Genomic DNA, 19147 nt, shown 5'->3' with positions numbered 1-19147 from the left:
CGCACTCTCACACGTCCCGGCGTGAGGCGGCTGCCCATGCAGCAGGGTGGCGGCACGCGTGTCAAGCGTAGCGCAGACCGCAAGCTGGTCGCCGATCGAAGGAGCTCCGCTACGAGCTCCTCTTCCGCCTCGCGACGCACCGCTCTGGACACCGCTCCGTCCGGGCGGATCTTGTCGGTCGCGGCCCTTGCTCGCTGACCTCGCGTGTCAAACTGCGATACCCGATGGTGATAGTTCCGTTGTGGGCTCTTATGTCCATTCCCTTACTGTGCTGCCGTGGCCAACTCATTCCCGCCCGCGGATTTGCCGATGCAGGACCCGCCCACCGACCCCACGGGTGAGCAGTTCCGCGAGGCATTCCGCAGTTTCGCTGCGGCAGCCCCCGGCTCGCATGAGATCATGCCAGGCACCCCCAATTCGGGCATGATCTCGGGAGGTACCGTGCCCACGGACGGCAGCGAACACCAGCGGGAACCGGCGTGGCCGGAGATCCCGCCGGCCTGGCCCGAGATGCCTCCCCCCTCGTCCTTCACCCCGACCGTCCGCTCCTTCGTCGAGGAGGCGCCGCAGCAGGCCGCGGACGCGACTGCGACCATGGCCGGCCCGCTTCCCGGCACGGCTCCCAGCAGGCCCGTCCCCGCGTTCGGCGAGCCCGACCGGCCCCGGGCCGCTCCCCCCTTCGGCGGCCCAGAGGGTTTCGGAGGCGCAGACCGCTTCGGAGGCCCAGAGGGTTTCGGAGGCGCAGACCGCTTCGGAAGCGCAGAGGGCTTCGGCGGCCCCGCGCCGGTGTACGGCACGCCGGGCCCCGCGGGCCCCGGTCAGGACCAGGGTCACTACCAAGGGCAGAGCCAGGGGCAGGGGCAGGGTCAGGCCGGCCCGCACGGGGGCCCGTTCCCGGGTGGCCCGGACCGCTCCCGGCCCTCTTCGCCGTTCACTCCTTCGGTCCGCTCGTACGCCGAGTCCGCCCCGCCCGCTCCGCCCGCCTTCTCCGCGCCGCCCCCGCCCCCTCCCCAGCCGGAGGATCCGTACCGGCCGTTCGTGACGGCGGGACAGATCAGCGGGCCGAAGACGCCTCCCGCGCACCGGCAGCAGGAGCTGTGGAACACGGTGTTCGGGGAGAACTACCAGGCCATCGACGAGTACGAAGAGGACGAGCCCGGCCGGCCGGTCTGGTTGTACGCGCTGGTGGCCTCGGTCGTCGCCGCGCTCGTCGGGGTGCTCGTGTGGGCGTTCGCCGCCGGGCCGCTCAGCTCCGGCGACACGGCCGAGGCGGCGACGTCCGCGAAGCCCTCCCCCGTCAAGTCCGGCACCACGGCCAAGCCGCAGGCGCAGACGCAACGGCTGCCCGTCTACAAGGGCACGGCCTCCCCCGTGAACGGCGTGCTCACCGACACCGCGGGCCGGATCACGCTGCCCAAGCTCGGCGGCCCCTGGCAGGCTGACGCCGACCCGGCCCAGACCAAGGTGACGTACGGCTTCACCAGCAGGCAGTACGTGCCGGCCGGCATGACGACGAAGGGCAAGCGCGAGTTCGCCCTGGTGATGTCGGGCCCGCTGGCGCAGTCGCTGGCCGTGAAGTACACCACGCCCGACGACCTGGGCCCGGTCGTCAACGCCGTGATGTTCCGGGCTCGGCAGACCCAGTTCCCCAAGGACAACAAGGCCACCAAGGTCGCCCAGCAGCGCCTGGCGCGCAACAACCTCACCGGCCTGGCCGCCGTCTACAAGGTGACCGCCGACGGCGCGACCACCACGGTCGTGGTCGCGGCCGTGAACACCGGTGCCGACCTTCCCACGATCGTCTACATGGCCGTGCCCCAGCTCAAGGACGACCTGCTTCCCGACATCAACACGGTCTTCCGGTCGATCAAGCCCCTCCGCTGACCATCGGCAGGACCCCGGGTCCGGCCCGGTCAGAACTCGCAGGTCATGTGCTTGATGCCGTTGATGAAGCTGGACAGGAGGCGCTCCGGCTCGCCCGCCTCGATCTGGGGGACCCGCCGCAGCAGCTCGCGGAACATCGCGGTGATCTCGCGGCGGGCCAGGTGGGCGCCGAGGCAGAAGTGGGGACCCGGGCCGCCGAAGCCGACGTGCGGGTTGGGGTCGCGCAGGATGTCGAAGCGCAACGGGTCGTCGAACACCCGCTCGTCGCGGTTGGCCGCCCAGTAGTACAGCAGGACCTTCTCGCCCTTGCGGTAGAGATTGCCGTTCATCTCGTGGTCGCGGGTGACCTTGCGGCGCATGTAGTTGACCGGCGCGGCCAGCCGGACGATCTCCTCGATCGCGCGTGGCGCCCGGCCCTCGAAGTCCTCCAGCCACAGCCGCCGCTGCTCCGGGTTGAGCGTCAGCAGCCGCATGCCGTACGAGATGGCGTTGCGGGTGGTCTCGTTGCCGGCCACGACGAGCAGGATGAAGAACGAGCCGAGCTCCTGGGCTGTGAGCCGCTCACCGTCGATGTTGGCGTTGACCAGGGACGAGGTGAGGTCGTCGGTGGGCGTCTCCATCCGCAGCGCGGCCAGGTCCTGGACGAGCTGCTGCAGTTCCATCCCCGCGGTGAGCAGCGCGTGGGCGATGTCCTCACGGTCGCTCACGTACTCGGGGTCGGTGGCGCCGAGGACGATGTTCGAGCGGTCGAAGACGAACTGGTAGTCCTTCTCGGGGATGCCCATCATGTCGCAGATGATCTTCAAGGGCAGCCTGGCGGCCACCTCGGTGACGAAGTCGCAGCCGGGGCCGGTCTCCAGCAGATCGTCCACGATGCGCGTGGCGGCGGCGTCCACGTCGGACTCGAACTGCTTGATCATCCTCGGGGTGAAGGCGCGCGAGACGATCCGCCGCAGGCGCGCGTGCCGCGGGTCGTCCATATTGATCATCGAGCCGAAGTATTCGGCGAACTCCGCCGGCAGGTCCGGGATGTTGGTGGCCCCGCCGTCGCCCGAGCAGAAGACCTCCGGGTTGCGGCTGGCCTCCAGGATGTCGGCGTGCCGGACGAGCGCGTGGTAGCCCGGCCCGGTGATGCCGCCCAGGCTGAACTCGGGCTCGGGGAAGAAGGCGGGCTTGTCCAGGTCGCGCAGCAGCCGGAACGCGTGCTCCCGCTCCTCGTCCGGGCGGCCCCAGAAGTTCCAGTCGTTCAGGTCGATGTCCGCCGCCGAGGTGATGGGCATGCGCTCCGCGGGCTCCATGGTCATGGGCCGGCCCCTCCGAGGTGACTAGAATCACATTCGGTTTTCAGTCTGCCACATCCGCCGGTTCAGCCACAGGGGGTCAAGCGGGCATGCCTGCGCCGGCAGCACGGATCCCAGTGCGAGCCGAAACGCATCAGCGACGCGGCCAGATCGGGGTGCGCGGCGGCCCAGACGTCGTCGAAGAGGAACCACTGCCGGTACCCGAAGAAGCCGTCCATGTGTATCGCCATCTGTGCCAGGTGGTCGTCGCATCGAATGAGCGTGCGACCGGGGTCACGGCCATCGGCCGGGACGAAGTCCTCCAGCAGGCGCAGCGCCCGGGGATGCGCCTCCGAATGCGGTGTGAGGATCTCGGGCACGTCTTCCTCCAGGCGCGCCCAGTGGTTGCAGCGCTCCAGGGCGGGGCCGATGAATCGGTCCTCGGGAGCGGTCAGCGCGCGCAGGGCGCGTAACTCGCCGGACATGGCACGGGGGTCCGCCGCGCGCAGCGCCGCCGCGAACCCCGGCAGCCGCACGCCGGGAAACGCCTTCGGGTAGCTGCCGCCGACGCTGTTCGAGGTCGCGTAGTGGGTGAGCAGGACGGCGTACGTCACGCCCTCCCCGCCCGGCGGCGCGGGCGTGATGACGTCGACCGGCCCCGGCGGCGTGAACACCCCCACTGACGGTCGTGCGTCCGGGGGCAGGTCCCAGCCCTCGTGCACAAGATAGGCCCAGCGGTCGGGCTCGGCCGCCACCACGTGGTCGTCCACGAAGAAGTACGCCAGCTCGATCTCGTCGTCATCGGTGAGCACCCGCACGCTGTGCCGGTCCACCCGCAGCGTCCCCTCGACGTACAGGTGCTCCTTGAGCATCCGGCGCAACTCCGTATGGGTGCGCGGGGCCGGCAGCCCGGTCTCGAAGACGGTGTTCAGGCCGTAGACGTCCGTGCCGAGTTCACGCTCCACCCAGTCGCAGGCGTCCTCAGACGAGGCGTCATCCCACACCCTGCGAAACCAGTCGAGCACGGTGGCGTCGGGAAAGTGCCGGATGAGCCGGCCGGACTGCCCCTCGTAGGCGCTGCGGTAGACGAAGTAGACCACACCGCCACCATCGCAGGCGGCACCGACAGAGTCGTCGGAAGTCGTGCTCACACGGTGTCGTCGCCGAAGGAGGACGGCAACGCGGTCGCCTGCGTCAAGCGGTAGCGCGAGGGCGGGATGCCGTACAGGTCGACGAACGCCTGGCGGAGAGCCTCGGCCGTCCCGAAGCCGCAGCGGGCCGCGATGGCGGCCATCGGCAGCGAGGTGGAGGCGAGCAGGTGGGCGGCGGCCTCGGTGCGGGCCCGACGTACGAACCGGCCCGGCGTCTGCCCCGTGTGCTTGAGGAACAACCGGGTCAGGTGGCGCTCGCTCACGCCCGCGCCGGCCGCCAGAGCGGCGGTGGACAGGTCGGCGTCCGGATGGCCGGTGACATGGTCGACGACGCGTTTGACCAGGCCGTCGCCGGGCGGCGGTCCCTCGGTGAACATGCTCATCTGCGCCTGGTTGCCGGGTCGTTGCAGGTAGGTCACCAGGTTGCGGGCCACCTGCCTGGCGAGGGCCGGGCCGTTGTCCTCCTCGATGAAGGCGAGCGTGACGTCCAGTGCGCTGGTGACGCCGGCGGCGGTGGTGACATTGCCGGCGCGGATGAAGATCGGGCGGGCGTCGACGACGATCTCCGGATGGCGGGCTGCGAGCGTGTGCGCGAACTGCCAGTGCGTGGTGGCGCGCCGCCCGTCGAGCAGGCCGGCGGCGGCCAGCACCGCCGCGCCCGTGCACACCGACGCGACGCGGCGGCTCTCCCGCGCCAGTCGCCGGACGTGGCCGACGATGACCCGGTTGGCCGCCGCCTCCTCGTGCCCGATTCCCCCCGAGACGAGAAGCGTGTCCAGCGGCCCTGTGAGGCGTTCGAGCGCCTGCTGCCCCTGTAGCGTCAACCCGCTGCCGCAGGTGACGGGCAGGCCCGACGGGGTGGCCAGGCACACGTCGTAGCACGGGGACGCGCCATAGGCGTTCGCCATGATCAGGCTCGACGTCACACACGCGATGTCCACGAGCTCCGCCGCGTGATATCCGACCACGACCATGCGCCGTTGGATCATGCCCCGACTGTAGGCCGGACGGACGGAGAACCCAAGATTTCGGACCCGTCCTCGTCTCCCTCCTTGGCGCGTCCGCGGGCCGCCCGGACAGTTGGGCCATGACTCACACCACGCCCGGAAGGCACACCGGTCACCGCCCCGCCACACGGCGATGGGGCCGTTTCACCCTGCACTACCTCGAGATGGTGATCGCGATGTTCGCGGGGATGTTCGCGCTCGGCCTGCTGTGGTCCGCCCTGGGAATCGAGCCCTCGTACGCCCGCGCTCCCGAGCTCGCCTATCTGCTGATGGCGTTCGACATGTCGGCCGGCATGGCCGTCTGGATGCGCGTGCGCGGCCACGCCTGGGCTCCGGTCCTGGAGATGTGCGGCGCGATGTTCGCCCCGGTCGTGCCGCTGTTCCCGCTCCTGTGGCTGGGCCTGATCGACGGCATGGCCCTGATGGCCGCGGCCCATGTCGCGATGTTCCCGCTGATGCTGGCGGCCATGCTGCGGCGCCGCGGCGAGTACGCCCACTGAGGCCGGAGCTAGAAGCGGTAGCTCATGTGCTTGACGCCGTTGATGAAGTTGGACAGCAGGTAGGACGGCTCGCCCACGGAGCGGATGGCGGGCATGCGGTCGAACAACTCCCGGAACATCACGGTGATCTCCCGGCGGGCGAGGTGGGCGCCAAGGCAGTAGTGGGGGCCGTGGCCGCCGAAGCCGACGTGGGGGTTGGGACTGCGGGTGATGTCGAAGACGTCGGGATCGCTGAAGACCGCCTCGTCCCGGTTCGCCGAGTTGTAGAACAGCAGGACCTTGTCGCCCGCGCGGTAGTCGTGGCCGTTCATCGTGTGGTCCCGCGTCACGGTGCGCCGGAACTGGATGACGGGGCTGGAGTAGCGGACGATCTCCTCGACGGCGCCCGCGATACGCCCGTCGAAGTCCTCCAGCAGCAGCGCGCGCTGGTCGGGGTGGTCGGTGAGCAGTTTGAGCCCGTGGGCGATGGCGTTGCGGGTCGTCTCGCTGCCGGCGACGACCAGCAGGATGAAGAACGAGCCGAGTTCCTGGGCGGTCAGGTGCTCCTCGCCGTTCACGAGCTTGCTGGTCAGGTCGTCGGTGGGCCGGCGGCGGCGCCCCCCGGCCAGGCGACGGGCCAGGGTGTTCAGGTCGTGCCCGGCCCACAGCAGCGCGGCCAGGCCGCGGGCCGTGGTCCAGCGGCCGAAGGAGCCGTCCTGCCGGGACGGGTCGACGGCGACGCCCGAATATTCGGAGTCGGCGTTGGCCAGGATCGTGTTCGTACGGCGCAGCACCCGGTCGTGGTGTTCGGCCGGGATGCCCATCATGTCGCAGATCACCCGTACGGGTAATCGGGCGGCGATCTGGGTGACGAAGTCGCCGGGCCCCTCCCGCACGGCCCGGTCGACGATCTCCCGGGCGGCCCGGCCCAGGTCCTCCTCCATCTTGGCCAGGATGCGCGGGGTGAACGCCCGCGAGACGATCCGCCGCAGGCGGGCGTGCCGGGGATCGTCCATATTGATCATGGAGCCGAAGTAGACGGCCAGCCAGCGGGGCATGTCGGGGATGCTGTTGGCCGTCGGCTCGCTGCTGAAGACGGCGGGGTCGCGGCTCGCCTCGTTCACGTCGGCGTGCCGGACGAGCGCGTAGTAGCCGGGGCCGTGACCGACGAAGGGGATCTTGTTCTCACGGAAGAAGACGGGATGGTCGAGCGCGCGCAGGCGGCGGAACGCCTCGTGCCGCTCGGCCTGGGGCAGGCCCCAGAACGGGATCCGGGACAGGTCGACAGCCGTGTCCATGCCGCCCACTCTTGTGCGAGGGCACAGCATCGTCAAGGGCCGAGAACACCCTGGTAACCGGACCCTCAAAATCCGGTCCCCCAGCCGTTACGCTGAGGTACCTACCGGTTGGTATGGACCGAGAGTCCGATAGAAGAAGGAGCGGCAGATGCTCAACCTGGCCGTCGTGCTGGAAGACAGCGCACGGGAGAAGCCCGACGCCACCGCGGTCGTCTTCGGCGACATGCGCCTGCCGTACTCGCTCGTGAACACCGTCGCCAACCAGGTCGCCAACCTGCTGGTCTCGCGCGGCATCGGCAGGGGCGACAAGGTGGCGCTGGCCTGCCCCAACCTGCCGTACTTCCCGTTCGTCTACTACGGGATCCTCAAGGCGGGCGCGACCGTCGTCCCGCTGAACGTGCTGCTGCAGGCCAGGGAGATCGCCTATCACCTGGACGACTCCGACGCCAAGGCCTTCTTCTGCTTCGAGGGCTCACCGGAACTGCCACTGGGCGAGCGGGGCCGGGCCGGCTTCGCCGACGCCGAGCGCGCCGAGCACTTCTTCGTGCTGCCGGCCACGCCGTTCGCCACCGAGTCCGAGCTCGGCGAGACGCTGTGGGCGGCCCTCGAAGGGGTGTCCGGCGAGTTCGAGACCGTGCAGACCTCCGCCGACGACACGGCGGTGATCCTCTACACCAGCGGCACCACCGGCCAGCCGAAGGGCGCCGAGCTCACCCACCAGAACATGGCCATGAACGCCATCGTCAGCGACGAGATGTTCCCCCGGCAGCCGGAGAACACCTATCTCGTCGCGCTGCCGCTGTTCCACTCCTTCGGCCAGACGGTGCTGATGAACGCCGGGTTCCGGCGCAGCGGCACGCTCGTGCTGCTGCCGCGCTTCGAGCCGGCCGAGGCCCTCACGCTGATGAAGCGCGAGCAGGTCACGCTGTTCGCGGGAGTGCCGACCATGTACTGGGCCATGCTCACCGCCGTGCACGCCGGGGCGGCCGAGGTGCCGTCCTCGCTGGTCACGGCGGTCTCCGGCGGCTCTGCGCTGCCGGTCGAGGTGCTCAAGGACTTCAGCGCGACGTTCGGCGTGGACATCCTGGAGGGCTACGGCCTGTCGGAGACCTCGCCGGTGGCCTCCTTCAACCAGCCCGGCAGGCCCGCGAAGGCCGGCTCGATCGGCACGCCGATCTGGGGCGTGGAGATGAAGCTGGTCGACGCCGACTGGAACCCGGCCGACGACATCGGCGAGATCGCCGTCCGCGGCCACAACATCATGAGGGGCTACTACAACCGGCCCGAGGAGACGGCGCAGGTCATGAAGGACGGCTGGTTCCGCACCGGCGACGTGGCCCGGCGCGACGAGGACGGCTACTACTTCATCGTCGACCGGGCCAAGGACATGATCATCCGGGGTGGGTTCAACGTGTACCCGCGGGAGATCGAGGAGGTCCTCATGACCCACCCCGCGGTCTCGCTCGCCGCGGTCGTCGGGGTGCCCCACGACTCCCACGGCGAGGAGGTCAAGGCGTACGTCATCCGCAAGCCCGGCGCCACGACCACCGAGGAGGAGCTGGTGGCGTGGTGCCGGGAGACGATGGCGGCCTACAAGTACCCGCGGGTCGTGGAGTTCCGCGAGTCCCTGCCGATGACCGCCACCGGCAAGATCCTCAAGCGCGAGCTGCGGTAGGGACGTTCACGGCCAGTCGAGGGACGGGCGCAGCGAAACGTGCGACTGTCCCTCGTCGAGCCGGACGCCGAGCACCTGGTGCAGCTGCACCTTGTTGCGCTCGAACCCGACGACGCAGCCGGCCATGTAGAGCCGCCAGACCCGGGCGATGCCCTGGCCGACCTCCTCGACCGCCTCGTCCCAGTTGGCGTCGAGGTTCTTGCACCACTCGCGCAGCGTCAGCGCGTAGTGCTCACGCAGGTTCTCCTCGTGGCGGACCTCGAAACCGGTGTCCTCCATCTGGCGGACCAGGTAGCCCACCGACTCCAGCTCGCCGTCCGGGAAGACGTAGCGGTTGATGAAACCGCCCTTATTCAAGGTCTTCTCGGTGCTGGTCGGGCGGGTGATGCAGTGGTTGAGCAGGCGCCCGCCCGGCTTGAGCTTGCCGTACAGGAAGGAGAAGTACGACGGCAGGTTGTCCTTGCCGATGTGCTCGGTGAGGCCGATCGAGCTGACCCGGTCGAAACCGGTTTCCGCCACGTCGCGGTAGTCCATGTAGCGGACCTCGGCGAGCTCCGACAGCCCGGCCTCCGCGATGGCCTTCTGCGCCCACTCGGCCTGCTGGCGCGACAGCGTGACGCCGAGACCCTTCACGCCGTACTCCTTGGCCGCGTGCATGACCATGCCGCCCCAGCCGCAGCCGACGTCGAGCAGCCGCATGCCGGGCTTGAGGTCGAGCTTCCTGGCGACCAGGTCGAACTTCGTGTGCTGCGCCTCCTCCAGCGTCGCGTCCGGCCGCGGGAACACCGCGCAGGTGTACGCCATGGAGGGGCCGAGCACCCACTCATAGAAGCGGTTGGAGACGTCGTAGTGGTGGTGGATCACCTCGGCGTCGCGCTGCTTGGCGTGCCGGCTGCCCAGCTTCGCCAGCGTGCTCTGCCGCGCCTCCTGGGGCGGCGGCGGGACCCGCATCAGCAGCGGCTTGATCCCGAGCGAGCGGATCGCGGCGATCTTCTCGCTCAGCGGCAGGTCGTTGAGCGTCAGCGACCACATCCGGTCGAGCAGGGTGTACATGTCCCCGTGCACGTCGATGTGCCCGGAGATGTACGCGCGGGCGAGGCCGAGCTCCCCCGGCGCCTGCGCGAGGTAGGCCACCGCCGCCGGCGACTTCACCTCGATGCGGAGGTCCGCCCCCGAGGATCCGGCCTTGCTGCCGTCGTAGGCGACGAACTCGACGCCCGCGTCAGGACCGACGATCTTCTCGAAGATCTTCGCAAGAGTCATTGCATCTCCCGACGTATCGACGCCTACCGGCCCCTGACGCACTTGTCATAGAGGTCCAGCAGCCGGCCCCCCGGGTCATAGGCGCGTTTGACCGGCCAGTAGGCGTCTCCGTTGTAAAGCCGCCAGAACTCCTCACGCTCGTAGAAAGAGGTGGAGTACAGCGACTTGTGGCCGTCGAGCGAGTGCACCGCCCGCTCGATCAGCCGGTTGTAGTACCCGTCGTACTGGCCGCGCGGCAGCGGAACCATGCCCCAGAAACCGAAGTTCACGTACAGCCGGCCGGGCTCCAGGGGGTAGAGCGACCACCGGTCGCTCGCCTTGAGCGGGCACATCCACACCGGGGTCATGCCGACCTTGTCGTGGAAGACCTCCAGGAACTCGGCGCCGCGTTCGATGGGCACCTCGACGTCCTGGATGACCGACTCGTGCGCCGGGTTGTTCCGCCAGCGGTCGATCCGGGCGGTCACGCCGTACCTCTGGTCGAGGCCGACGAGCTTGCGATAGACGTCCGACCGCATGTAGCGGCGGGGCATGAGCGAGCGGACCAGCGGCTGCTGCACGCCGAAGGCGCGCGAGCACCAGAACCAGTCGGTGTCCCAGCGCCACAGGTAGTCGCGCACGGTCAGCCAGTCGCGGACGCGGCTGCGGATCGACTGGTAGTAGATCCGCATGCCGGTGTAGTCGGACGTGTAGGGCGCGCGGTCGGAGAACGAGCCGACCGTGACGTACAGCTCGTCCGGACCGAAGAACGTGCCGTCGACGAAGTCCACCTGCTCGCCGTCGTACTCGCGGCTCTCGCAGATCTCCTGCATGGCGAGCATGCACTTGTCGGCGTCACTGAAGCGGATGTGCGTCAGCTTGACGTACGGCTTCACCCGGGCCAGCTTGATCCGGATCCGCAGGGCGTAGCCGAGCGTGCCGTAGGAGTTGGGGAACGCGTGGAACAGGTCCGCGTACTCGTTGTCGGCCCGGGCCACCACGATCCGCCCGTCGCCGGTGAGGATCTCCAGTTCCTCGACCGACTCGTGCGGCAGGCCGTCCTTGAAGCTCGTCGACTCGATGCCGAGGCCGGTGACCGCGCCGCCCAGCGTGATCGTTTTGAGCTGCGGCACGACGTACGGCATGAGCCCGTACGGAAGCGTGGCGTCCACCAGGTTCTCGTACGTCGTCATGCCCTGGACCTCGGCCGTCATGGTCGCCGGGTCCACGTGGATGACCTGGTCCAGATCGCGGGCGGACAGCGTGGCCGTCTTGGCCGGCGTGCGGAAGCGGAACAGGTTCGTCGTCGCCTTGGCCAGCCGGGGAGCAGCGTCCTCGGGAATGGCCGCGTAGGAGTCCCTGATCTGCTCGACGGCCTGCTGATGGGCGGTCATACTGGCCGTGCGCTCTGGCATGACACCACCCCCATGGATCGTAGAGATCGTCTCTTGGCACGCTATCCCCGGAGGGGAACGCAGACCAGAGTAGACACGTTACGCCCGCGAAAACTATCTGGAATTCCCGCGGCGCCCCGTCGGCGTAGATCGTATCCTGCCCTTTTTCATCGCCTCCGCCGCCCCTGCCGTAACTGTGGAAACCGTCATCACCTGGGCTGACGCCGGCGAACGAGCGGGTCGGCGCCGTTGACCACGTTGACGACGGGACGGCCCTCCAACGCCGCGGCGAGGTTGTCCAGCACGCACCGGATCAGCCGGGTCGTCGCCTCGGGCGTGACCCCGGCCGCGTGCGGCGACAGCAGGACCCCCGGGCAGGAGCGCAGCGGGTCGTCCGGCGCCGGGGGCTCGCTGTCGTACACGTCCAGCGCCGCGCCGGCGAGGTGGCCGGACTCCAGGGCGGCCAGCAGCGCCGCCTGGTCGACCACCCCGCCCCGGGCCGCGTTGACCAGCACCGATCCCTTCGGCATGCGGGCGATCCCGGCGGCGTCGATCAGCCCGCGGGTCTCCGGGGCGAGCGGCACGGCCAGGACGAGCACGTCGCTCCCCGCCACCAGCGCGTCGAGGTCCAGATAGGCGGCGCCGTACGACTCGGGCTTGGGCGTGCGCGACCAGTAGGAGACCCGGCAGCCGACCGCGCCGAACAGGCGGGCGCAGGCCGCGCCGATCGGCCCGAAGCCGATCACTCCCACCCGGCATCCGGCGAGCTCGCGGCGCTGGTAGGCGAACTGCGGCCACTCCCCCGCCCGCATGTCCCTGTCGCCGTCCGCGAGGTGGCGCAGCAGCGCCAGTGCGACGGCCAGGCACCATTCGGCCACCGCGGCGGCGTTCACCCCCGCGGTGTTGGCGAGGGGCACCCCGGCGCGGGCCAGCGCCTCCAGGTCGTGCCCGTCCACGCCGACCGACGGCTGCTGCACGAACGCCAGGCGCGGCGCCAGCCGTACGGCGCCGGCGTCGAGGGCCAGGGCCCCGCTCCAGTCGCCGACGACGATCTCGGCCTCGGGCAGCGCGTCCAGCAGCGCAGCGCGGTCGTGGCGGGCGGGGACGCGCACCTCGACGCGGCCGTCGAGGTCGGCGAGCAGGCCGCGCACCGCGGCCTCGGGGAGCGGCGGCAGCGCGAGAACATTCCACGTCACGGGCGCAGTCTCGCACGCTTACAGAAACATGTTCTACTTGTCGCGTGAACTGATGCCGCTTCGAGGAGGGCTTGCATGGAACAGTCGCGGGGACCGCTGGCGGGGATCCGGGTGCTGGAACTTGCCGGTCTCGCGCCCGGGCCGTTCGCCGGGATGATGCTCGCCGACCACGGCGCCGAGGTGCTGCGCATCGACCGGGTGAAGGCCGTGAGCGACACCCCGCGCCGCGACGTGATGGACCGCGGCAAGCGCACGATCGGACTCGACCTGAAGTCGCCGGAGGGCGTCGCCGCCTTCAAGCGGCTGGCCGGGCAGGCCGACGTGGTGATCGAGGTGTTCCGGCCCGGGGTCGCGGAACGGCTCGGCATCGGGCCCGCCGACCTCCACGCGGTCAACGAGCGGCTGGTCTACGGCCGCATGACCGGCTGGGGCCAGGACGGCCCGCTCGCATCCACGGCCGGGCACGACATCGACTACATCGCGATCGCGGGAGTGTTGTCGATGCTGGGCCGCGAGGGCGGCAAGCCCACCCCGCCGATCAACATCCTCGGCGACTTCGCCGGCGGCGGGCTCATGCTGGCGTACGGCGTGCTGCTGGCCCTGCTGGAGCGGGAACGCACCGGGCGCGGCCGGGTGGTGGACGCCGCGATGGTCGACGGCGCCGCGCTGCTGTTCTCGATGTTCTACGGCGGGGTGCACTCCGGCCACTGGGGGCCGCGCGGCACCAACCTCCTCGACACCGGCGCCCCCATGTACGACACGTACGAGACGGCCGACGGCGGCCATCTCGCCGTGGGCGCGCTCGAGCCGCAGTTCTGGGCGGAGATGCTCGCCCGGATGGGCGTCGACGACATGCCCGACCGCGACGACCCCGCGAACTGGCCGGCCATCAGGGAGCGGCTGACCGAGGAGTTCCGGTCGCGCACCCGGGCCGAGTGGGAGGCGGTCTTCGAGGGCTCCGACGCCTGCGTGTCCCCGGTGCTCGACCCGCGCGAGGCCGTCCGGCACCCGCACAACCAGGCGCGCGGCACGTTCGTGGAGGTCGGCGGGCTGCCGCAGGCCGCGCCCGCGCCCCGGCTGGCCGGCGTGCCGCGCGGCGACCTGTCCCCGGCCACCCGGCTGCACGACCTGAGCGCCTGGGGCGTGCCCGACGACGAGGCGAAGGCCCTGCGCGCCGCCGGCGTGCTGGCCTGACCGTTCCCGCCTGACCCTGCCCGCCTGACCGTGCCCGGCCTGACCGTGCTGCCAGGCCCCGGCTCCCCCTTCCCCCGCGACGATCGAGGAGTTCCCCCGCACATGGACCTTTTCGAGGCCCTCTACACGACCCGGGCCATGCGCCGGGTCAAGCCCGACCCGATCCCGGCGGAGGTCCAGGAACGCATCCTGGACGCCGCGGTCCGCGCCCCCAGCGCCGGCAACACGCAGGGCTGGCGGTTCCTGCTGGTGGACGATCCCGAGGTGAAGTCCCAGCTGGGGCCGCTGTACCGGGACGCGCTCGGCAGGCTGTTCGAGGGGCACTACAAGCCGATGCGCGAGCGGGCCGAGGCGACCGGCGACACCCGCACGCTCAACGTGCTGCGGTCGGCGCAGCACCTGGCCGACCACTTCGAGTCCTATCCCCTGCTGATGTTCGCCTTCACCCGCAACGACCCGAGCGGCGGCTCGATCTACCCCTCGGTGTGGAGCGCCCAGCTGGCCGCCCGCGCCTTCGGGGTGGGCAGCGCGCTGACCTCCGTGCTGGGGCTGTTCCACGGCGCGGAGACGATGCGGATCCTCGGCGTGCCCGAGGACAAGGGCTGGCAGGTGGCGTGCATGGTCACCTTCGGCTACCCGACCGGCCGCTGGGGGGTGGCCCCGCGCCGGCCCGCCCACGAGGTCGCCTACCGCAACCGCTGGGGCGAGCCGGTCGGCTTCGAGATTCCCGAGCCCCTCTGGACGCCCTGAGCGATCATCCATGCGCCCTCCGATGCAGCGGCTGTTGTCTCAGATGTAGTACAACTACTACATTCGAGAGCAAGGCTGCTTCATTGGAGGGCGTATGGACGATGTCGTCATCCGCGTACGCGGGCTGCGCATGGCGTACGGGCCGGTCCCGGTGCTGGACGGCGTGGACCTCGACCTGCGGCGCGGCGAGGTGTTCACGTTGCTGGGCCCGAACGGCGCCGGCAAGACCACGCTTGTGGAGATCCTCGAGGGGTTCAGGACCGGCTGGTCCGGCGAGGTCGAGGTGCTCGGCGAGAACCCGGCGCGGGCCGGCGACGCCTGGCGGGCGCGGCTCGGGGTGGTGCTCCAGTCGTGGCGCGACCACCCGCGCTGGCGGGTGCGCGATCTGCTCGGGCACGTCGCCGCGCACTACGACGACCCGCGCGACGTCGACGACCTGCTGGACGTGCTCGGCCTCACCGCGTCGGCGGGCGTCCGGGCCGGCGTGCTGTCCGGGGGCCAGCGGCGGCGGCTCGACGTCGCGCTCGGCATCGTCGGGCGGCCGGAGGTGCTGTTCCTGGACGAGCCGACGACCGGCTTCGACCCGGAGGGCCGGCGGGAGTTCCACCTGCTGATCGAGCGGCTGGCCGCCGAGGAGGGGCTGACCGTGCTGCTCACCACCCACGACCTGGCGGAGGCCGAACGGCTGTCCGGCCGCATCGCGGTCCTCGTCGCCGGGCGGGTGCTCACCTGCGGCAGCCCGGCCGAGCTGGCCCGTGCCGTACGGGCTCCGTCGGTGGTGCGCTGGGACGGCGGCGAGCTGGAGACCACGGATCCGTCACGGGTGGCGTGGGAGTTGCATCAGCGGTTCGGCGGGCCGGTCCCAGGGCTGGAGATCCGGCGGCCGACCCTCGAGGAGAGCTATCTGGACCTGGTGGGAGAGGCGCGATGAGCACGACGGTGCTGGGGCTGCGGCGGGGCTGGATCGAGCAGCTCAACCAGTGGAGCGACCGCAAGGACCTGTTCAACGCCATCGCGGGGAGCGTCTTCACCTACGGGCTGCTCACCCTCTGGATCGGCGACAAGCCGGTCGAGGGCACGACCGTGACCCAGGGGGCGTTCATGACGCCGGGCTTCATCGCGTACGCGATCTTCTCGACCGGACTGATGGCGCTGCCCATGCTGATCGCCGCGGACCGGGAGGAGGGCACGCTGCTGCGGGCGCGCACGCTGCCGCGGGGCATCCGGGTCTACCTGGTCGGCCGCGCCACCATGGTGCTGCTGACGATCCTCGTCAACATCGCTCTGGTGCTGGCGCTCGCGGTCCCGCTGGCCGGGCTCCCGGTGCCGGCGACGCCCGCGCGCTGGTTCACCCTCGGCTGGGTCGTGGTGCTCGGCACGCTGGCCGTCGTCCCGGTGGGCGCGGTCATCGGCAGCCTGCTGCCCGGCCCGAAGGCCGGCGCGATGCTCGCCCTGCCGGCGATGCTCCTGATGGTCCTCTCCGGGGTGATGCTGCCGCTGGAGATGCTGCCCGACCTGGTGCGCCGCATCGCCGAGGTGTTCCCGCTCTACTGGCAGGCCCTCGGGCTGCGCGCGGCGCTGCTGCCCGACTCGATCCTCGCCGCCGAGGTCGGCCACGCCTGGCGGCTGGGCCAGGCGGCCGTGGTGCTGAGCCTGTGGGCGGTCGGCGGTATGGTGCTAGCCCCCTGGCTGCTGCGCCGGATCCGCGGGCGATGAGCGGACCCGGCGCCCGGACGGAGGTGAGGCGTGGCCGACGAGACGGTGTTCAACCGGATCGCGGTGCTGAGGGCCGACCGCGGGATCTCACGGCGGGACCTCGCGGCGGCGCTCGGCGTGCACTATCAGACAGTGGGCTACCTGGAGCGGGGCGAGTACAGCCCCAGCCTCCACCTGGCCCTGCGGATCGCGGAGTTCTTCGAGGTGCCGGTGGAGGTCGTCTTCTCGCTCAAGCCCTTTCCCAAGCTGGGGAGCACGTCGTGAACTGGCGCGAGAGGTGGCGCGCGCACGTCGCCCGCAGTATGGAGAGCGAGCTGTTCCTGCCGCTCTACCGCACCCGCGCCCGGCGCCGCCTTCTGGTCGCCTCCGGCGCGACCGGCCTACTGATGATGTGGGCCGACGCGGTCGTCTCGTGGCGCATCGCGCCGAGCGACACGGCGGTCACGGTCGACCTCGTGCTGCTGGCCCTGATGCTCGTGTTCTACCTGCCCGCCGTGACGGCCCTGAACGCCGCCACGCGCGGACTGGCCTCACTGCCGGAGCGCCGGCTGGACGAGCGACAGGTCGCGGAGCGGCTGCGGGCCTACACCAAGGCCAACACGCTGATGCGGGTGGTCCTCACCGTCGTCGTGATGGCGGTCTTCGCCTCGATGTGGGGCGACGGCCGTGAGGCGGCGGCGCCGGCCGCCGCCGTCATCCTCGGCCTCGCCGCGCTGTGGCTCACGCACCTGATCCTGCCGCTGCTGGTCGCCGGATGGCGCATGCCCGACCCGCCGCCGGACGAGCCGGACGAGCCGGACGGCCCTCAGGACGCGGCCGCAGGCTCGGCGTAGGAGTCGCCGAACGACGGCAGCGTGGCCACGTAGACGTCGACGCCGCCGGGGTGGTGGATCTCCAGGTCGGTGGTGAAGGCGCGCGCGGGGAGGCCGCCCGACTCGGTGTGCTTCCACACCTGCTGCCAGGCTTCGCCGAGCGCCCCGGGCATCGGCCCCCGCGCCTCGAACAGCAGCGCCGGCACGCCGGGCACCCGTACGGCGACCATGCCCTCGGGCAGACGCGCCGCCGTGCGCACGGCCACGCCGACGATCTGGGTGTAGGCGCCGTTGTGGTCGCTCTCGTAGTCCGTCAGCACGGCGTACAGGCTCTCGTCGATCCGGCCGGGCACGTGCGCGAAGGCTCCGGGCGCTCCGGCGCGGGCCCACAGGCCCGGCAACTGGGCGCGGGCCGGGTCCGCCTCCGCCGCGTCGGTCGTCCGCACGGCATAGCCGACGACGAGCGTCTCCGGACGGTCAACGATGATCACATGCTCTCCTCTCAGGCGAGGTCAATGTATCCCGTGTCGGAGTCTGCTCCGGCGTCGCCCGGGAATGCCGGATATGACCCGCTCACAACGTAGGCTGGACAAACGTGCGATTCCTCAATGATGTGACGCCGCCCTACGATCTCACGTACAGCGATGTCTTCATGGTGCCGTCCCGCTCCTCGCTTGGGTCGCGCCTCGCGGTGGACCTGTCCGCCGGCGACGGAACCGGCACCACGATCCCCATCGTCGTCGCCAACATGACGGCCGTCGCGGGCCGCCGCATGGCCGAGACCGTCGCCCGGCGCGGCGGCATCGCCGTCATTCCCCAGGACATCCCGATCGACGTGGTGGCCGACGTCATCGAATGGGTGAAGAGCCGTGACCTCGTCCACGACACGGCCATCACCCTCACCTCCCACGACACCGTGGGCGAGGCGCTCACCCTGCTGCCCAAGCGGGCGCACGGGGCGGTCATCGTCGTCGACTGGGACAACCGCCCGGTCGGCGTGGTGACCGAGGCCGACTGCCACGGCGTCGACATGTTCACCCAGCTCTCCCAGGTCATGACCGCGTCGCCGCAGACGCTGCCGCGCGGCGTCGATCCGCAGGCCGCGTTCGAGGCGTTGCACGAGGGCCGCCACCGGCTGGCGCCCGTGGTGGACGAGGACGGCCGCCTGGTCGGCATCCTCACCCGCACCGGGGCCCTGCGCGCCACCCTCTACCAGCCCGCCGTGGACGCGCGTAACCGCCTGCGCGTCGCGGCGGCGGTCGGGGTGAACGGCGACGTGGCCGCCAAGTCCAAGGAGCTGCTCGACGCCGGCGTCGACGTGCTCGTGGTCGACACGGCGCACGGCCACCAGGAGAAGATGATCTCGGCGCTGCGGGCCGTACGGGCGCTGGAGCCCTCCGTGCCGGTCGCGGCGGGCAACGTCGTCACCGCGGAGGGCGTACGCGACCTCGTCGAGGCCGGCGCCGACATCGTGAAGGTCGGCGTAGGCCCGGGCGCCATGTGCACGACCCGGATGATGACCGGCGTGGGACGGCCGCAGTTCTCCGCCGTGCTGGAGTGCGCGGCCGAGGCCCGCCGCCTGGGCCGGCACGTATGGGCCGACGGCGGCGTGCGCCACCCCCGCGACGTCGCGCTTGCGCTCGCCGCCGGAGCCTCCAACGTGATGATCGGCTCGTGGTTCGCCGGCACGTACGAGTCACCAGGCGACACCCGCACCGCCCCCGACGGGCGGAAGTACAAGGAGAACTTCGGCATGGCCTCGGCCCGTGCCGTACGGCTGCGCACCGCCGAGGACTCGCCGTTCGAGCGGGCCCGCAAGGCCTTGTTCGAGGAGGGCATCTCCACCTCGCGGATGTACCTCGACCCGGAGCGGCCCAGCGTGGAGGACCAGATCGACGCCATCGTGGCCGGTCTGCGTTCCTCCTGCACGTACGCGGGCGCCGCCACCCTGGAGGAGTTCCACGAGCGGGCGATGGTCGGCGTGCAGAGCGCCTCCGGCTACAGCGAGGGCATGCCGCTGCACCAAAGCTGGTGACTCCTTCTATTCCCTTCAGGAATATCGGGCTCTC

At 70.8% G+C, this 19147-nt stretch carries 18 protein-coding genes; 10 read left to right on the top strand and 8 right to left on the bottom strand.

Going from position 1 to position 19147, the window contains the following annotated elements:
• The first annotated feature begins 423 nt into the window (after nucleotides 1-423).
• A complete protein-coding gene (locus ACQEVJ_RS10525) occupies nucleotides 424-1884 on the top strand; it encodes a hypothetical protein (protein ID WP_433099630.1) in 1461 nt (486 codons plus the stop codon).
• Between the two features lie 29 nt (nucleotides 1885-1913).
• Here the strand turns inward: ACQEVJ_RS10525 and ACQEVJ_RS10520 are convergent, their stop codons facing one another.
• From ACQEVJ_RS10520 to ACQEVJ_RS10510, 3 genes are all read right to left on the bottom strand, one after another.
• A complete protein-coding gene (locus ACQEVJ_RS10520; protein WP_433099628.1) occupies nucleotides 1914-3188 on the bottom strand; it encodes a cytochrome P450 in 1275 nt (424 codons plus the stop codon).
• Nucleotides 3189-3250: 62 nt separating this feature from the next.
• Nucleotides 3251-4315 (bottom strand): hypothetical protein, encoded by a 1065-nt coding sequence (locus tag ACQEVJ_RS10515; RefSeq protein ID WP_433099626.1) that lies wholly within the window; start codon nucleotides 4313-4315, stop codon nucleotides 3251-3253.
• Nucleotides 4312-5304 carry a GlxA family transcriptional regulator gene (locus ACQEVJ_RS10510; RefSeq protein WP_433099624.1) on the bottom strand — a complete coding sequence of 331 codons (993 nt, stop codon included), beginning with the start codon at nucleotides 5302-5304 and terminating at the stop codon, nucleotides 4312-4314. The genes ACQEVJ_RS10515 and ACQEVJ_RS10510 overlap by 4 nt, the downstream gene beginning before the upstream one ends.
• Before the next feature lie 98 nt (nucleotides 5305-5402).
• Here ACQEVJ_RS10510 and ACQEVJ_RS10505 point away from each other — a divergent pair, with 98 nt between their 5' ends.
• A complete protein-coding gene (locus ACQEVJ_RS10505; protein WP_433099622.1) occupies nucleotides 5403-5822 on the top strand; it encodes a hypothetical protein in 420 nt (139 codons plus the stop codon).
• 8 nt (nucleotides 5823-5830) lie between these two features.
• On the opposite strand, the gene ACQEVJ_RS10500 is transcribed toward ACQEVJ_RS10505, so the two are convergent.
• The gene (locus tag ACQEVJ_RS10500; protein WP_433099620.1) at nucleotides 5831-7099 is read right to left on the bottom strand and encodes a cytochrome P450; all 1269 of its coding nucleotides are present in this window, start codon (nucleotides 7097-7099) and stop codon (nucleotides 5831-5833) included.
• A gap of 148 nt (nucleotides 7100-7247) precedes the next feature.
• On the opposite strand from ACQEVJ_RS10500, the gene ACQEVJ_RS10495 reads away from it, so the two are divergent.
• On the top strand, nucleotides 7248-8774 hold the full coding sequence (locus ACQEVJ_RS10495; protein WP_433099618.1) for a long-chain-fatty-acid--CoA ligase: 1527 nt from the start codon (nucleotides 7248-7250) through the stop codon (nucleotides 8772-8774).
• A gap of 6 nt (nucleotides 8775-8780) precedes the next feature.
• Here ACQEVJ_RS10495 and ACQEVJ_RS10490 read toward each other — a convergent pair whose 3' ends face one another.
• From ACQEVJ_RS10490 to ACQEVJ_RS10480, 3 genes are all read right to left on the bottom strand, one after another.
• On the bottom strand, nucleotides 8781-10037 hold the full coding sequence (locus ACQEVJ_RS10490) for a class I SAM-dependent methyltransferase (RefSeq protein WP_433099616.1): 1257 nt from the start codon (nucleotides 10035-10037) through the stop codon (nucleotides 8781-8783).
• A 23-nt stretch (nucleotides 10038-10060) separates the two neighbouring features.
• Nucleotides 10061-11431: an FAD-binding oxidoreductase gene (locus tag ACQEVJ_RS10485; protein ID WP_433099614.1), complete on the bottom strand. Its 1371-nt coding sequence runs from the start codon at nucleotides 11429-11431 to the stop codon at nucleotides 10061-10063.
• A gap of 188 nt (nucleotides 11432-11619) precedes the next feature.
• On the bottom strand, nucleotides 11620-12606 hold the full coding sequence (locus tag ACQEVJ_RS10480) for a 2-hydroxyacid dehydrogenase (protein WP_433099612.1): 987 nt from the start codon (nucleotides 12604-12606) through the stop codon (nucleotides 11620-11622).
• 75 nt (nucleotides 12607-12681) lie between these two features.
• Between ACQEVJ_RS10480 and ACQEVJ_RS10475 the strand changes: the two genes are divergently transcribed.
• From ACQEVJ_RS10475 to ACQEVJ_RS10450, 6 genes are all read left to right on the top strand, one after another.
• Nucleotides 12682-13800: a CaiB/BaiF CoA transferase family protein gene (locus ACQEVJ_RS10475; protein ID WP_433099610.1), complete on the top strand. Its 1119-nt coding sequence runs from the start codon at nucleotides 12682-12684 to the stop codon at nucleotides 13798-13800.
• Nucleotides 13801-13902: 102 nt separating this feature from the next.
• A complete protein-coding gene (locus ACQEVJ_RS10470) occupies nucleotides 13903-14550 on the top strand; it encodes a nitroreductase family protein (protein WP_433099608.1) in 648 nt (215 codons plus the stop codon).
• A gap of 94 nt (nucleotides 14551-14644) precedes the next feature.
• Entirely contained in the window at nucleotides 14645-15481 is an 837-nt protein-coding gene (locus ACQEVJ_RS10465; RefSeq protein WP_433099606.1) for an ABC transporter ATP-binding protein, read from the top strand.
• The gene (locus ACQEVJ_RS10460) at nucleotides 15478-16266 is read left to right on the top strand and encodes an ABC transporter permease (RefSeq protein ID WP_433099604.1); all 789 of its coding nucleotides are present in this window, start codon (nucleotides 15478-15480) and stop codon (nucleotides 16264-16266) included. Before ACQEVJ_RS10465 ends, ACQEVJ_RS10460 begins: the two co-directional genes overlap by 4 nt.
• Before the next feature lie 30 nt (nucleotides 16267-16296).
• Nucleotides 16297-16530, top strand: coding sequence for a helix-turn-helix transcriptional regulator (locus ACQEVJ_RS10455; protein ID WP_357221199.1), 234 nt, complete (start codon nucleotides 16297-16299; stop codon nucleotides 16528-16530).
• Nucleotides 16527-17099 (top strand): hypothetical protein, encoded by a 573-nt coding sequence (locus ACQEVJ_RS10450; RefSeq protein WP_433099602.1) that lies wholly within the window; start codon nucleotides 16527-16529, stop codon nucleotides 17097-17099. The genes ACQEVJ_RS10455 and ACQEVJ_RS10450 overlap by 4 nt, the downstream gene beginning before the upstream one ends.
• Here the strand turns inward: ACQEVJ_RS10450 and ACQEVJ_RS10445 are convergent.
• A complete protein-coding gene (locus ACQEVJ_RS10445; RefSeq protein WP_433099600.1) occupies nucleotides 17072-17569 on the bottom strand; it encodes a GyrI-like domain-containing protein in 498 nt (165 codons plus the stop codon). The genes ACQEVJ_RS10450 and ACQEVJ_RS10445 overlap by 28 nt on opposite strands.
• A 104-nt stretch (nucleotides 17570-17673) precedes the next feature.
• Here ACQEVJ_RS10445 and ACQEVJ_RS10440 point away from each other — a divergent pair, with 104 nt between their 5' ends.
• Nucleotides 17674-19113 carry a GuaB1 family IMP dehydrogenase-related protein gene (locus tag ACQEVJ_RS10440; protein ID WP_433099598.1) on the top strand — a complete coding sequence of 480 codons (1440 nt, stop codon included), beginning with the start codon at nucleotides 17674-17676 and terminating at the stop codon, nucleotides 19111-19113.
• Nucleotides 19114-19147 lie beyond the last annotated feature (34 nt).

It is taken from the genome of Microbispora sp. CA-102843 (assembly GCF_050936215.1).
Taxonomy (GTDB): Bacteria; Actinomycetota; Actinomycetes; order Streptosporangiales; family Streptosporangiaceae; genus Microbispora.
This window is presented reverse-complemented; position numbering and strand designations above follow the sequence as displayed.

What these genes read in the sequence shown, in the direction of transcription:
- ACQEVJ_RS10525 (WP_433099630.1), top strand. Translation starts at nt 424, where the DNA reads ATGATCTCGGGAGGTACCGTGCCCACGGACGGCAGCGAACACCAGCGG.
- ACQEVJ_RS10520 (WP_433099628.1), bottom strand. Translation starts at nt 3,188, where the DNA reads ATGACCATGGAGCCCGCGGAGCGCATGCCCATCACCTCGGCGGCGGAC.
- ACQEVJ_RS10510 (WP_433099624.1), bottom strand. Translation starts at nt 5,304, where the DNA reads ATGATCCAACGGCGCATGGTCGTGGTCGGATATCACGCGGCGGAGCTC.
- ACQEVJ_RS10505 (WP_433099622.1), top strand. Translation starts at nt 5,403, where the DNA reads ATGACTCACACCACGCCCGGAAGGCACACCGGTCACCGCCCCGCCACA.
- ACQEVJ_RS10500 (WP_433099620.1), bottom strand. Translation starts at nt 7,099, where the DNA reads ATGGACACGGCTGTCGACCTGTCCCGGATCCCGTTCTGGGGCCTGCCC.
- ACQEVJ_RS10495 (WP_433099618.1), top strand. Translation starts at nt 7,248, where the DNA reads ATGCTCAACCTGGCCGTCGTGCTGGAAGACAGCGCACGGGAGAAGCCC.
- ACQEVJ_RS10490 (WP_433099616.1), bottom strand. Translation starts at nt 10,037, where the DNA reads ATGACTCTTGCGAAGATCTTCGAGAAGATCGTCGGTCCTGACGCGGGC.
- ACQEVJ_RS10485 (WP_433099614.1), bottom strand. Translation starts at nt 11,431, where the DNA reads ATGCCAGAGCGCACGGCCAGTATGACCGCCCATCAGCAGGCCGTCGAG.
- ACQEVJ_RS10475 (WP_433099610.1), top strand. Translation starts at nt 12,682, where the DNA reads ATGGAACAGTCGCGGGGACCGCTGGCGGGGATCCGGGTGCTGGAACTT.
- ACQEVJ_RS10470 (WP_433099608.1), top strand. Translation starts at nt 13,903, where the DNA reads ATGGACCTTTTCGAGGCCCTCTACACGACCCGGGCCATGCGCCGGGTC.
- ACQEVJ_RS10465 (WP_433099606.1), top strand. Translation starts at nt 14,645, where the DNA reads ATGGACGATGTCGTCATCCGCGTACGCGGGCTGCGCATGGCGTACGGG.
- ACQEVJ_RS10460 (WP_433099604.1), top strand. Translation starts at nt 15,478, where the DNA reads ATGAGCACGACGGTGCTGGGGCTGCGGCGGGGCTGGATCGAGCAGCTC.